Annotated in this window: 8 protein-coding genes; 4 read left to right on the top strand and 4 right to left on the bottom strand. The window is 50.3% G+C overall.

What is annotated here, in order from left to right; all coding sequences use genetic code 11:
• Positions 1-217: 217 nt before the first annotated feature.
• Complete coding sequence (locus EPD17_RS10870) at positions 218-481, bottom strand: hypothetical protein (protein ID WP_132054144.1); 264 nt, start codon at positions 479-481, stop codon at positions 218-220.
• Between the two features lie 56 nt (positions 482-537).
• On the opposite strand from EPD17_RS10870, the gene EPD17_RS10865 reads away from it, so the two are divergent.
• Complete coding sequence (locus EPD17_RS10865; RefSeq protein ID WP_132054142.1) at positions 538-4,692, top strand: hybrid sensor histidine kinase/response regulator transcription factor; 4,155 nt, start codon at positions 538-540, stop codon at positions 4,690-4,692.
• Positions 4,693-4,854: 162 nt separating this feature from the next.
• Here the strand turns inward: EPD17_RS10865 and EPD17_RS10860 are convergent, their stop codons facing one another.
• Entirely contained in the window at positions 4,855-6,096 is a 1,242-nt protein-coding gene (locus EPD17_RS10860; RefSeq protein WP_132054140.1) for a multidrug effflux MFS transporter, read from the bottom strand.
• 339 nt (positions 6,097-6,435) lie between these two features.
• Between EPD17_RS10860 and EPD17_RS10855 the strand changes: the two genes are divergently transcribed.
• Positions 6,436-7,185: an acyl-CoA desaturase gene (locus EPD17_RS10855; RefSeq protein ID WP_114234281.1), complete on the top strand. Its 750-nt coding sequence runs from the start codon at positions 6,436-6,438 to the stop codon at positions 7,183-7,185.
• Between the two features lie 76 nt (positions 7,186-7,261).
• On the opposite strand, the gene EPD17_RS10850 is transcribed toward EPD17_RS10855, so the two are convergent.
• Positions 7,262-8,338, bottom strand: a complete 1,077-nt coding sequence (locus tag EPD17_RS10850) for a dipeptidase (protein ID WP_132054138.1) — start codon at positions 8,336-8,338, stop codon at positions 7,262-7,264.
• Between the two features lie 68 nt (positions 8,339-8,406).
• On the bottom strand, positions 8,407-8,811 hold the full coding sequence (locus EPD17_RS10845) for a RidA family protein (RefSeq protein ID WP_240040592.1): 405 nt from the start codon (positions 8,809-8,811) through the stop codon (positions 8,407-8,409).
• Between the two features lie 222 nt (positions 8,812-9,033).
• On the opposite strand from EPD17_RS10845, the gene EPD17_RS10840 reads away from it, so the two are divergent.
• Positions 9,034-9,597 (top strand): NADPH-dependent FMN reductase, encoded by a 564-nt coding sequence (locus EPD17_RS10840; RefSeq protein WP_132054134.1) that lies wholly within the window; start codon positions 9,034-9,036, stop codon positions 9,595-9,597.
• A gap of 517 nt (positions 9,598-10,114) precedes the next feature.
• The gene (locus tag EPD17_RS10835; protein WP_132054132.1) at positions 10,115-15,457 is read left to right on the top strand and encodes a hypothetical protein; all 5,343 of its coding nucleotides are present in this window, start codon (positions 10,115-10,117) and stop codon (positions 15,455-15,457) included.
• Positions 15,458-15,479: the final 22 nt, after the last annotated feature.

The raw sequence follows: 15,479 nt of genomic DNA, 5'->3' as shown, positions 1-15,479 counted from the left end.
TGCAATAGAAACGTGGAGACAAAAAAAGGGGAAGATGAAGAATCATCCTCCCGTAAACGTTTGAAATATGCAAAACAATACTTGCTTTAAGAACTCCTTTGTTCACTAAAAAAGGAAAAAAAAAATAGAGCAGTGTTCCGGGCTGATTGCACCCTCAAAAGCGAAAGCTTATTGGTGGAACGCTGCGATGATTCAAAAGTATGGCGGCTAAAATGCGTTATGTGCGATGATTGTTGAAGCTTATGGAACGAATGTTTACCCTGATGGAAATTTTGCCACGAATAGGATACATTCGTCTTAATGCCCGTATAAAGCCCTTTTGGAAGCTGGAAAAACGGGCCGGAAAAAAGCCAAATAGCCTGCAAAACAAGGAAAAAGAAACCAAAATATTTTCATATGCGTCCGTACTCCCACTATCATTACCCGGCAAACAATGTTCATTATAAAGAGGCGTTGTTTCTTGCACATCGCTTTCTTTCATAAAAACGATATTTGTACTTGCATTGCTTTTGCCATCATTTTGCTACGTGTTTGAACATGCCGACCAGATTACTTGCTCCTCTCCTCCTTCTACTGCTTGCCCTGCCCATGATGGGCGTTGCCCAACAGGAGGACATTAACTTTACTTCCATCACCACCAAAGAAGGCCTTTCGGCCAATACCATTAATACAATCCTGAAGGACCGATATGGACTGTTATGGTTTGGCAGCGAAGACGGACTGGACCGGTACGATGGCATTAACCTCACCGTGTACCGCCACAAACCCGACGACCGGCAAAGCCTTCCGGCAAATGAGGTACTGGCCCTGCACGAAGATGAGCTGGGCAACCTGTGGATCGGCACCAGCGGTGGCGGCCTCAGCCGGTACGACCGCCAGAAGAATGTGTTTGTAAACTACCCCACCACCGGCCCCAACGCCCTCACCAATAAAGTGGTTCGCGGCATCACCACCGATGCCGGCGGCAATATTTGGGTGGTGCATTTTGCAGGGGTAAATATTGTAGATCCCGAGTCAGGTAAGGTAACCAACCTGCCACTGCCCGGTACTTCAGAGGACCCGGGTACACTGGCCGGCATTGCCGTTTACCGCGATCGCCGCGAACGCATTTGGGTTGGCACCAACCAGGGCCTTTTTAGATTTAATGCCTCAAACCGGGCATTCACCGGTTTTTTCCGCACCCATCCCAATGCCACAGGCCCGATTGGCAACCAGGTAAACGTGATCACCGAAGACAGCAGCGGCAACATCTGGGCGGGTTCCACCAATGGCCTCAGTATGCTGCAAAAAGGCTCGGAAACATTTGTGCCTGTGCCGCTTTCGCAAAGCCCGGTGACGGGCATCAATGGCAACAGCGTGTTTTCCGTAGCAGTGGATGGGCCCAACCTTTGGCTCGGCACCGGTAATGGCCTGATCATTTTCGACACCCGCACCGGCAACAACCGCCAGCTGCGCCCCGATAACCGCAACATCCACAGCCTGACGGCTGCCGGCATCCGCAAAATTCATATCGATAAACAAGGCCTCTACTGGATTGGTACCATTGGCGGTGGCGTTAACAAATACGACCGGAACCTCAACCTGTTTAACCTGGTGCGCAGCAATCCGTATGATCCGCGGGGCCTGAACGCACCGATGGTACTTTCGTTTGCCGAAGCGGAAAATGGCAATGTTTATGTGGGCACTGAAGGCGGCGGGCTCAACCTGTTCGATGTTCAAACAAAGTATGTCACCCATTTTCCCATCCGCTCCAACCGGCCCAACGCTGGTCCCAATTTTACCATTTTAACGATGGAAAAAAGTAGCCGCGGACCGCTGCTGCTGGGCACTTATGGCGAAGGAATGTTTGTGTTTGACCCCGCCATCAAAAACTACCGGCAGGTATGGCAAGGCGGCAAGCCCGGCGACCTGAACGCCAATGATGTGTATTGTATTTTTGAAGACAAGGCAGGCAACATCTGGGTGGGCACCAACGGCAATGGCATCAATGTGCTGAATAAAGATTATTCAGTGGTTCGAAGATTTACGCCGCAACCCAAAGCCGCGATCGATAACTTTTTGCCTATTAATGGCTATATCCGCGATATAAAAGAAGACAGCCAGGGCAATATCTGGATTGCCACACACGGCGGCGGCATTGCCACTTACTTCCCGGGCTCGGGCAAATTCAATGTCTACAACACGGAAAACAGCAAACTTGTCAATGATATTGTAGAAGCGTTGTTGATTGATTCCACCGACGGGATCTGGGCGGCAACTTTTGGTGGCGGGCTGGTGCATTACAACCAAAAAAACGGGCAGTTCCGCACTTTTTCCGAAACCGATGGCGTAGCCAACAGCACGGTGTACGAATTATTGATGGATGTTTCTGGCCGCATCTGGATCAGTACCAACAAAGGCATCAGCAGCATCGACCCACGTACCGGTAAGATCAATAATTACAATCACCACAACGGGCTTCAGAACAACAACTTTATACGCGGCGCCGGCTTGCGCACTTCCAACGGAACGCTATTTTTCGGTGGACTGGAAGGGTTCAATTTTTTCAACCCAAAATACCTGAAGCAGAACGCCAATGTGCCGAAGGTGCTGCTTACCGATTTGAAAGTAGCCAACCAATCGGTGCAGCAATCGGAGAAGGGACCGCTGCGTGAAGACATAACGATTGCAAAGGAAATTCACCTTGATTTTAAACAAAATTTTTCCATCAGCTACGTCGGACTGAACTACACCGCCACCGAGCAAAACCAATACGCGTTTAAACTGGAAGGTTTTGATAAAGACTGGAACTATGTGGGCAACGCAACCACTGCATCGTACACCAACCTCGACCCCGGCGAATATACTTTTCGCGTAAAAGCCAGCAACAACGATGGCGTGTGGAACGAAGAAGGGCACACGGTTAAGATATTTGTACACCCACCATTCTGGCGCAGCAATCTTGCTTACTTGCTGTACACGGCTGCATTCATCGGGCTGTTGCTGTATTCAAGACACCTGGGCATTCAGCGCATCAACCGCAAGTTTGCGCTGGAGCAGGAGCGTTTCCGCGCCGAGCAGGAAAAAAAAGAAGTACTGCGGGTGCACGAACTGGACCAACAAAAAATAAAATTCCTTACCAACCTAAGCCACGAGTTCCGTACGCCGATTTCGCTGATCCTCGGTCCTGCCGATCATTTGCTGGCGCAGGAAACCGACCCGCAGGCAAAAAGCCATCTGCACCGCATCCGGCGCAACGCAAAACGGCTGGTGAACCTCGTAAATCAACTGCTCGACTTCCGGAAAATGGAAGAAAAAGAATTGACACTGCAACTCTCCGAAGGCGAATTGGTTTCGTTTGTAAAAGAAGCAGCCGACTCCTTCCACGATTTATCGGAGCGCAAAAAAATTGCCTTTACATTTTCATCGCAAATAGCGGCATTGCACACCCGTTTTGATCATGATAAAATTGAACGCATACTATTCAACCTGTTGTCGAATGCATTCAAGTTTACGCTTGAAGGCGGGCAGATTGAGTTGACCATTACAGAACAGGCAGCGCAACAACAGGAAAGCGATAAAAAATGGGTGACCATCCAAATAAAGGACACCGGCGTGGGTATTTCGCCGGAACAAAAAGACCGCATTTTTGAACGGTTCTTCCAGGCAAATTCACCCGCAGCAATCCTCAACCAGGGCACCGGCATTGGACTGGCCATCACCAAGGAATTTGTACAACTGCATGGCGGCACCATCGCGGTAGAAAGCGAGCCGGAAGTAGGCACCACCTTTATTATTCAGCTTCCTTTTACCGAAATAGATGCACCGCAAACAATTGAATTGCCACAACCCGAAATCGTCGCAACAGTTGAAGAAACCGAAATGGACGAAGCAGGCGAAGCAGCCGTTGCAGAAGTGGCATCTTTAGTTTCGGGCAGTAATGGCAAACCATCCATTTTGCTGGTGGAAGACAATGAAGATTTCCGCGCTTATTTAAAAGACAACTTGCAATCGAGCTTTTGTGTGCTGGAAGCAGCCAACGGGAAGGAAGGCTGGCAAAAAGCGTTGGGCCAGCATCCGCAATTGGTGGTGAGCGACATCAGCATGCCGGTGATGGATGGCATAGAACTGAGCCGCAAACTAAAAGCAGACAAGCGCACCGGCCATATTCCGGTGATCTTGCTTACGGCATTGACTGGTGAGGAAGACCAATTGCGTGGCTTGCAGACCGGTGCCAGCGATTACATCACTAAACCATTTAACTACGACGTGCTGCATGCCAAGATCAATAATTTGCTGGTGCTGAATCAAACCCTCAAGACTACTTACACCAAGCAGATAAAAGTACAGGCGCCGGAGGTGCATATTGAATCGGACGATGAGAAATTGATGAAAGCGATATCGGTTTACCTTGAAGAAAACCTCACCAATCCACAATTGTCGGTGGAAGAATTGAGCCGCAATATTGGTATGAGCCGAAGCTCGCTGTACAATAAACTGCTGGAACTTACCGGGCAGACACCGGTGGAATTCATCCGGTCGGTAAAACTGGAAAAAGCCGCCGTGCTGCTGGAAAAAAGCGACATGACGATTGCGCAAGTCGGTTATTCGGTGGGCTTTTCCACGCCCAACTATTTCGCAAAATCATTCAAAGCAAAATTTAATATGCTGCCCTCGGAATACATTGCACTGAAGAAAAAAGGAAATGCGTAGTTTTTAAAAAATCCGTTTTCGTTTTAATAAAAATCGGTGACAGAAAGCGAACTACTTTACAACATTTCCTAATCAAGGTTTACAAGCACGGCGATCAGTTCAGTTTCAAATTTGCAATAAATTAAATTTCGTTTATGCATGCCCTTTAGCATACATAAACATCTAATATTTTTCAATCATCTCCAGCGTTTGTTGTTCTATTTGGTCCTGGCTGGCGTTGAACGCTATTTTTTTACTGCCTAACAATAAAATACTCAAACCGGCAACGCAGCAAAACGCCATGGTACCAGCCATGGGCACAGCGGTGGCATTGAACATCAATCCCACCATTGCCGATGCAATGGCGCCCAACACCATTTGGATGGCACCCAGCAGTGCCGATGCGCTACCTGCGTTTTGCTTGAACGGCGCCATTGCCAGCGCAGCACAATTGGGAAATGTAAAACCCTGGCAACTGAGAAAAAGAAAGATCAGGACGATGGTACCGACCAGCCCAATGGTGCCGGTTACGACACCCACCAACAGCGAAATGCCTACTGCAGATTGTACCATCAGCACGGTGCGCAGAATTTGTGCACTGGTAAAATATTTTAGGAACAGATTGTTCAATTGGCTGCTGCCAATAAGGCCGGCTGCAACCAACGCAAAGATTAGCCCGTAATCTTGTTCGCTTACGCCGTACAGTTCCATAAAAACAAACGGCGAACCGGCGATGTACGCAAACAAGCCCGCCGATGCAATGGCCCCGGCAAACGCATAGGTGTTGAACTGCGGCTTTTTTAATACCTCGCCATAGCTGCGTACAATGGAGCCCGGCCGCAGCGAGTAAGCTGGATTGGGGCCGCGGCTTTCGGGCAGCCACCGGATCACGGCAATCAAAATCAAAACGGCAATCACCGCCAGCACCACAAACACTTCCTGCCAGCCAAAATGCGCCACCACGTAACTGCCCACCGTTGGTGCCAGTATGGGCGAAACACCCAGGATGAGTATGAGCATGGAAAATACACGAGCACTCTGCTCCACCGGGAACACGTCGCGAACAATTGCGTTGGGCGCTACCATGCCTACACAGCCGCCCAATGCCTGCAGAAACCGGAACACAATCAGCGCCTCCACCGACTGCGACAGCGAACAGCCAACCGAGGCAACTATATAAATGCCCAACCCGATGCAGAGCGGCAGCTTGCGGCCAAAGCGGTCGAGCAGCGGCCCGCAGAGCAGCTGGCCCAGACAAACGCCAACAAAAAAAGAAGAAAGCGAATAAGCTACCCGCTCTACGGTTGTGCCGAGGTTAGAGGCGATGGCGGGAAAGCCCGGCAGGTACATATCGATGGAAAATGGTCCTATTGCGGAAAGCATCCCAAGTATCAGGATGAGTACAGAACGGTTGTGTTGTTTCATTGGTTGTGCGGGTTTCAATGCACCCATTTGCTGCGCAAAACTGCCGCATATGCAGTTCAAAACAATCACCAATTTGTAATACCGCTAAAAATAGCCGCGGCGGTCCAGAAAAATATAGCGGAATATACAACTCGACTTTATCTGCCCGTAACTGCCGGTACGCCTGCAATATGTGAAAACACTACCATGCAATCCGACCGCAAAAAGTGAAAAATTTTCGTTTTTTAACCTGAGGTTCTCATTAGATTAACGACTTTTGCGGCTTGAAGTCAATTGGGTCGCCGACCCGCCCAACAATGGGCATTATTGGCTTGTTAATTGCTTAGTTCAACTTTTCTTATGGTTTTTGTTATCGTATTTTTTATTGCCCACTGGTACCTATCGCTTTTTTCCCAAACATTTTTTCAGCATCGGTATGCAGCCCACAGGGCCTTTACTATGACTAAAGGCTGGGAACGCTTTTTCTTTTTCTTTGCGTGGCTTACGCAAGGCTCATCTTATTTGAGCCCACGTGCCTACGGCATCATGCACCGCATGCACCATGCTTACACCGATACGGAGTTGGATCCCCACTCTCCTGCTTACGATAAAAATATTTTCGCCATGATGTGGCGCACCAAAAATATCTACTCCGATATTTTGAGTGAAAAAACAAAGGTGGAGCCACGTTTTACTAAGAACGTACCCACCTGGAAATCGTTCGACATTTTTGCCAGCAGCTGGCCATCACGGGTTTTTTGGATTGGCGTGTACGTAGCGCTGTACCTGCTGTTTGCGCCATCTGCATGGTTCCTGTTGCTGGTGCCCGTACATGCTGTGATGGGCCCGTTGCACGGTGTGATCATCAACTGGTATGCGCATAAATATGGCGAGGTAAATTTTGAAACCGACAACACTTCAAAAAACCTGTTCAAGCTTGATTGGCTGATGTTTGGCGAAGGCTACCACAACAATCACCATGTGCATCCAAGCCGCAGCAATTTTGCGGTGGAGAAAGGTGAGTTTGACCTGTGCTACCCGATCATTAAAGTGTTGGCAAAACTTAATATCATTCGGATGAATACGGCGCCGGCTTTGGCTGCGCATTGATGATATTTTATATCATTGAAAATGCCGGGCAATAACTGTCCGGCATTTTTTATATGCAAAACAATAAGGGGCTTAATTAAATATCCTTCCATGCATCCTGTAAAAACCGCAACCAATTGCCATGCATTACCAGTTCGATATCAGCATCTGAAAAACCTCGTTTCGATAAAAGCGCAGGCAGTTTTTGCAGGTCGCTGATCGTTTCCAAATCATAAGGACATTGCTCCCGGCCAAACGCACCATCCAGGTCGGAGCCAATGCCCACATGCCGCGCATTTCCTGCCAATTGGCAAATATGATCCAGGTGATCGACCGCCACTTCCAGGTTGCAGCCCATCCCATTTGGCGTTGACTTACCCCGCTCCCAGTTGGGCACCATCATCCATGCGTCCAGTGCACCACCAATAACGCTGCCTCTTTCAATCAGGGCTTTCATCATATCGTTGCTAAATTGCCGGTTGTGCGGCACCAGTTCCCGCACATTGTTGTGGCTGGCCCATACTGGCCCGTTGAAATGATCCAGGGCCTGCCAAAATGCGTCGTCGCACAGGTGCGTTGCATCCAAAATTAAATGGAGCCGCTCCATTTCACGAAGCAGCTCCAAGCCGGCAGCACCCATTTTGCCGGATGCATCGGTACCGTTGGCATAACGGCCCGGGCCATAATGTGCGGGGCCCGCTGCACGCAGACCATATTGCCATGCACGCTCCAGGTGCTGCACCGTTACCATCGAGTCGGCACCTTCAAGGCTTAAGATATAGCCTACCGGTAAATTTTCGGTTGTGGATGCCTGTTGCCACAACTGCAAGTGCCGGTTTAGCGATGTGAGGTCAACGATCTGCACCATTTCGCCACGCTCCTCCATGGCTTTATACCAAGCCAGTTGTCCTTGCGTTTGCGCCCATGCCTGCTCGGCCGAATGCCAACCGGGCAGCTTATTCTCAGGAGCAACATAACGTGCAATTTGTGTAGCCACCACCAGTCCGATTTTGCCTTTGCGCAGTTCTGGCAACGACACTACAGCCCTGCCCCGGTCGGGCTTATCCGTAAGGTGGCCCTCACGGCTGTTGATTTGCGCTACCGGCTGCGTGAGGTCGCGGTTCCATTCCAGCGCATTCATTGCAAGGTCGAGATGGGCATCGATGATAAACATGTGGCGGCTGTGTGGGATGAATTTGGGTGAAACGTAGATGTAGTAAAAAGCGCAAGATTGCCTAAGTGTTATGCTTCCTCATGCAATTCAAACAAGGCTTCTATCTCTACCGGGATATTATCAGGCAGCGATCCAAAACCCACGGCACTGCGTACACCAATGCCGTTTTCGGTGCCCCAAATTTCGGCAAATAACTCGCTGCAGCCATTGATGACAAAAGGATGCTTTTCAAACTCGGGCACACAGTTGACCATGCCCAAAACTTTGATCACTCTTTTTACCCGGTCGAGGCTGCCCAGTTGCTGGCGGATGGTGGCAAGAATAGCAAGGCCTACCTGGCGGGCGGCCAGTTTGCCTGCTGCTGCATCCATGTCTTTGCCAATGCGCCCAATGATCAGCGAGCCGTCGGCCTGCACCGTGCCGTGCCCGGAAACATACAGGTATTTTCCATCAATCAGACAGGGCTTATACACACCTAGTGGTTTGGGTGGCGGGGGCAGTTCAAGCCCCAATTCTTGTAATACTGCTTCGGCTGAATGCATGCGATGTATTGTTTGTGCAAGTGTACGCTTTAAACGGGTAAGCAATTACGTACGTATCAATTTAGTGTTCGTTTATATAATTAAGTATTCATCAGGTTCCAAACTTTCAACGTGTTTCCTGACTAACTTTAAGACAACCTCAATCTAAAGCGCATGTTTACCATTGCCATCATTTCCGCCAGCATCCGCACCGGCCGACAAAGCCACCGGGTATCGCTTTTTTTTCAAAAAATGATCGACCAAAGTGGAAAGGCTACTGCACAAATGCTTGACCTTGCAGCATACAATTTTCCGCTTTTTGAAGAACGCCTGAGCCACATGCAACAACCGCCAGAAGCTGCGGTGGATTTTGCTGCAAAAATTAAAGCTGCGGACGGCATCGTCATCGTAACGCCGGAGTACAACGGCGGCTACCCCGCCAGCCTGAAAAACGCCATCGACTTACTTTACCCAGAATGGAAACGCAAACCCGTTGCGCTTGCAGCGGTTTCCAACGGGCAATTTGGCGGCAGCCAGGTGCTCACCAGCCTGGTATTTACATTGGTAAAAATGGGCGCCACGCTGGTGCCCAACATGTACCGGGCCGGTGATGTGCAGGATGCATACGATGAGACGGGTAACAACACCAATCCTAAAGCGCAAAAAGCTGCACAGACTTTCTTGGATGAACTTACTTGGTACATGGAAGCAAAAAAGCGGATGGAAACAAATGTGTGACAGGTTCAATGCGTTTCGAACATCGCGGTAAATGCTAATTACGCCATTTTTGTCGCACTGAAAAACAATAAACAGCGCAACTATGTTTTGCCCCTTTTACCGAATAAAGATTCAGCGTTGCTTGATTTGAAAGCCAGTACTTCTTTAAGCAAAAAGGCCCAACCATATCAGTTCAGACCCTCTTTTCAATAACGCAATACTTGTTGCGCCATCAATCTTATTAAAATAATTAACGACAGAAATTTTGCGTACCGATGGAGTAAAACTACGTTAGGAAGCAGCCGCTCCCTTCATTTACGGTTATGCCTAACATTGAGATGATGAAACAAACACGGCCGCAGCAAACCCACTACCAGCACGTATTTATCGAAGCTATAAAACAGTTGTTTCGCATTTATAAATGAGGCAGCGCTGCACCAGGCCTATTCGAATGATATTTTTTTACTATAAAGTATTGCATCCCTAACATACACATTGTAGTTTGTCAGGCGTATTCCCCTCACCTAACCTACACGGTATGCCTGCTCCAACCATTCCGGCCCACCTGGCCGCGCTTACTTCCCATTTTCATATCTCCGGCGCCGAACAGCAAAAATCGCTGGAAGAATTGCAACAAATGCTGGCCCGCACACTGACGAGCCTCGACCCCGACGACATCATCAGCCAACAATATTTGCTGGAAACCAGCGACCTTTTTAAACAGGGCGACAAGACTGCCATTGGTGAAACCGCAACGAGCAATACCGAAGATGAGGAAGACCAATTCCAGGTATTTGTACGAACGCTTCCGGTGCGCACTACCCAACTGGCCGGCGGCACGCCAAAAGCAGCGGCCGGATCACGGGTGGTTACCCGCGGGCCTTTTATTGATAAGGTTACCGGCCGGCAGGTGTTTTTCGATGTGGCGCAGGTAAAAAAGCTCATTGCACTGCACGTGGCGGGCCAGCCCGAACCAGTCATCCTGTTCAATGCAGGCTTTCCCATCCGCCGGTTACCGGGCCGCCTGCCGATACAGCCGCCCGAAATTACCCGCAATTATAAAGTGGTGCCCGAAACGGTATGGGTACTGGCACGTCTGTTCGACAATGCCGCACCTGCAGGATATTACGCAGGCCTGCGAGTCACAGGCGGCACCATTGTGCTCAATGCCGACCCAACCATTGTGGCGGGTAAACTGACTGTAACTGCAGCAACCACTGTTGTGTGTGACCTTGCGTTGGAGCAAAAAGGAATCACTGATGGCGACGCATCATCGCCCTACGGACAAGATGCCCGGAATGCAACGTATGATCTGCCCAAAAGCTTTGGCTTCCAATTTCAAAACCTGGCCAAAAAAATCAATGCGGTTGGCGAAAGTAAGTGGAAGGTGTACGGTAGCGAGAACAGCTTTGCTTACAGCGGCAACCAGGCCAGCGTGTATAATCCCCTAATCGGGCGGTTAGCCATCCCCGTTAGTTGCACCAATCCAGATTTTTCCATTAAAGAAAACTTGTCGCCATTTTGTACCCTCAACGGCGTTGCACAAATTGGAAGCAGTTGGTGGGGTATACCAGTGGCAAAAATAAATCCTGCGGCGCCCACCGAAGCGGACGGAAACGGTGCCATTGTAGTGCAGTGCAGTGAAGGTATCGCAGCGCAATGGAAAGGTTTGCAAAACCAGCAACTGCGGCTTTCGGCTCCCTTTATCATTGGCGAGCCGGGCCGCATCGGCATCACCGAATTTGCCGCTAATGGCACCGGTGCACAACAGGAACTAAAAATGTGGCAGGACGAGGTAAACCCGTTCGGCAGCACGCTGGATTTGGCATTTAGCGCAAACAGCAATTTCATTTTTAATACGCAGGCAAAAGGCGACGAACTATTGGCTTGCAAATGCAACGCAGAACTCAATGCCGACAGGCCCGTGAAAGTGGACGGGCAGGGCATGCTGGTAAAAACGAAGGGCAGCCTGCTGATGATTGGCATGAACAAGCACAAGCGGTCGCTGAACCTGGGCGATGAAAACATTTTGTGGGACAACAAATTGCCGGCGGATAAAATGCCGAAAGTGCGGCCCATTGCGCTGGCCATGCACAATGCGCTGTTCACCGTTACGCCGCCCAATGGCCTGGTGTTGTTCAGCGAGGTGGACGAAGCCATCACGACCATGCACCTGGGCCGCATGTTCCTGCATTTTGGGTTGTTTAGCTACCTGCCCACCCTCCCGGATCCGTATGCTGCTAACCTGGGTGTTTTGGAAAACCAGTTTAATGATCGCGGAAATAATATAACCGGTGCCACTCCCAACGGCCAGCGCAGCAGCCGCGTGTCGGCATGGCTCATCGGCCTGGTGCAGTGGGAACAAAAGCCAGAAGCACCGAACAAAGTAGGCGTTAGTTTTCATTTTGCGCCGCTGCAAAAGCCACTTGAAATTGAAAAAGACTGGGGTGCTAAGCCAGGAACACCGGTTACAGACAATAATGCTAATAAGCCATTTCTTCCAACATTGGGCACGGCAAAACCAGTTGAACTACCCGATAATGTGCTGATGCAACCCAGGGGCGGAACGGTGCGGGCAGCCGCGGTACGCAACGATTTTTTTGCCCTGCGCATGGACGATTTTGCCCTGCTCGACGTGAGCAGCAAAGCCAACCAGATGGGTGTGGCCTTTTCGTTTACCAACAATGTGTTGCAGCAGGTAGTGGCCCGCAAGTACGACATCAACATTAAAAACGAAGGCGATGTGCAGGTATTTCCCATCCAGGTAAGTGGCCTCGATGTGGTGGCGCCTGGCCGCCAGGTACAGGCGTTTACAGTACCGCAAATAAGCTGGGAGCCGGTGCTCAATACTACGCCTCCTCAATGCCTGCCCGGTGCACAAATTCCCGACCCGAATAATCCGGATGCGCTCATTCCCGCCAGCCCGCCCTTCGATCCTCCGCTTGGCTGGAACTTTTACCAGAACGACGGACTCGCCACCCGCATCGGCAACCTCAGTAAAAAGCCGGTGGCGCTGTCGCCGATACCGATGGCGAAGTACCTGGTGCATACTTTTCAAAGCGGCGACGATGGCAAGACCTACGCATGGTTCAACCTGCCGTTTGGCATGGTAGCCCTGAGTTTTTTAAACAGTAACAAGCCGCAGGGAAAAGGCGAATACATCGAAAACATCGCACCGGTCTGGGACTATATTGTTGGCGGCATCCAATTGGAACTATCCGGAGGAATTAGTGTCAATCCCGGCGATGGGCGCCTGTTTGAAGGGTTCACTTTTCAATTGCACAACATTAACGATTCCGCGGGTGTTGGTGCACAATACAGCAACCTGGCGCACAGCCCGGATATTATTTTCAATGGCGAATTTTCGCAATCGGTAGACATGCCGCCGGGCCGGCCGGCAGTGCCGTTGGAGCGCGTCGGCATCAGTGGTTACGGCGCCAGCACATTTAGCAATTGGGAAAATAAGGACGCCCTTTTTGCGCAAACCAGCCAGGCATTTTTCAACGTGGCCGTTGGCCGCACCAGCCGCGAGGTGGTGCAGGTAAAAAGCATGGTTTACCCCTGGGGCATTCGCGTGGTTCGTACCATCACGCTGTTTCGGATGGGCAATGGATATGTGGCCCGGGTGGACAGCGGCTGGCAGGCGCAAAGCGATGGCCTGTTCGATTTTCGCTACCCGGTTAATGACAAAAACACTGGGAAAAAAGTAAAGGAGCTGCACCCCAATCCATTTAATATTCACCCCGGCCCGGTTCGCGGCTTGTACAACATCCGCAACATTCGCGAAATACCAAAGGCCTACACCACCAACACCAAACTGGTGTACCTGTGGCAGGAAGGCGCCAACGGTTACCCGGTACCGGCCGAGCCACAAAAAACGAAAACAGCCATTCTTCAAGGCATCAGTTTCGATTGCGATGTAGCAATTGACAACGTCGTAGAAGGCGGCACCGACAACCGTGTGGCCAGCAAAGGCGTCATTGGATATGTACAACTGGCGCCACCAGCTGCTCCCATCGATCCGCAGGCGCTGAAAGGTTTGATGGGCTATGAAAAAGGCACCATTGGCGGCCCCATCAATTGCACCATCAAGGTGGCGGGCACCAACCAGCGGATGCGCCTCGACCGTTTTGATGTAAACGAATCGACCGATGGCGGTGGTGGACCCGTGTTTGCCGGTGCCGTGCGGGGCGCAGTGGTATTGCCCAAAGACGGCAGCTGGACGATGGTGCAGCACAACCGCGGTAGCGGCGATGTAACGCCCATGCCCGAAAAACTGAGCGTGCCGCTCATTGCCGAAGGTTTACTGGATGTAAAAACAAATGCGTTTCCGCCAATCGAAAATATATTGCAGCGCATTGCATTTCCCAACGACTTGTTGAAAACGCCGGACAATAGCACACTCAATTTTGGCTTTTTGCAAAACATGAACACGCAGAAAGTGCTGTTCCTGACACCGGCGTTTAAAAAAGGCATCGAGTCGCTCATGACCAAAACGCCGCCACTGCTGGCCGATGCCTATCGCCTGATGAATACCAACAGCATCTTTCCGAATGTGGGCGATGCAGAGGTCAATTTTGGCACCGCCATTCAAATGCTGAAAGGCATTGACGATGCAAAAAATGCGATCGAAGCGTTCAGCAAACCTGGCGTTGTCGACAACCTGGGAAAAGAGCTGTACGAGGTATTGGAACTAAAAGCAAAAGAAGAAGCGGGCAAATTACTTGACCAGGGTTACAAACTGATCAAAGCAAAAGGCAACGAAGTGTTGGATAAGGCTTTCAAATTTGACCTGCCGCCATTTGCATACGAGCTGGTGAACATTGAAGATGTGTTGTGCATTTACATTGAATATGCTGTAACCAGCAGCCCCAAAAAAGACCCGAAACAATTCATCGGCAACTTTGATTTTGATGTCGATTCATTTGCGTCCGACCTGGCTAATACCTGGAAAGGACGCATGAACAACCTGGCGATGGTTGTAGATCTTGGCCCGCTAAAAAGGCTGATGACCATCAAAGGAAATTTCAATTCACAAAAAGGAAAAGAAACCGATTACGGCAGCAAGCAGGACAGCGATGCAACCGGCCTGAATTTCCCCACACCCGAAATTGAATTCAGCGATGCGGTGGACGCTGTGATCAAGATCTTGGAAATACTGCAGGCGCTGAGCACGGGCAAATATGGCGATGCGTTGAAGAAAGGCCTCAAAGTAGCCATGAGCAACAGCGCCAATCTTTGGGAGTATAAATTTGAAGCCACCAAAGACATTGCACTGGTGCGCTTTCCGCCGGAACGCAACCTGTACGAAGCGCCCACTACGCCGCTTAAACTGGAGGCGAGCATGAGCCTGGGTGTTTTTTTCAACGCTGCGTTAAAAGTAACAACCGATCCAAAGCAGCTGCTCCCCACTGCTGGTGCATTTTTCAAGTTTCATGGCGGGCTGCAGGTGATGTGTGTGAGCCTTGCCGCAGGCACGGTGTATGCCGTGGGCAGTGCCGACCTGGCGCTGCGGGCCGATACCAGCCCATTGATTTCGCTGACGATGAAGTTTGGTTTTGGTGCCCAAATAACTGTGGGCCTGCCGGTGGTGGCCAACGTTAGCGTGCTGTTTATGGTGGGCGTGGAAGTGTATGTGGACAGCAACAAAACGGTAAAGGTTACCGCGTTTATGTTGTTCCGCGGCCATGCCGAAATATGCGGTGGCATTGTAAGCGTTACCATCACCATCGAAGCAAGAGGCTCCATTCAAAGAGAGGAGGGTGAAAATAAACCTTGCTTGTGCAAGGCGCAGGTAACCTTCGCTATCGACATCAGCATTTGCTTCGTCATCAACATCGATTTCAGTGAAAGCTGGGAAGAAACCCGGCAGATTGCTTAACCATTTTTCTCCAAAAAAAATT

Source organism: Pseudocnuella soli (assembly GCF_004347775.1).
Taxonomy (GTDB): domain Bacteria; phylum Bacteroidota; class Bacteroidia; order Chitinophagales; family Chitinophagaceae; genus Flavisolibacter; species Flavisolibacter aquaticus.
The sequence above is the reverse complement of the archived record's forward strand: the minus strand, read 5'-3'. Positions and strand labels throughout refer to the sequence as shown.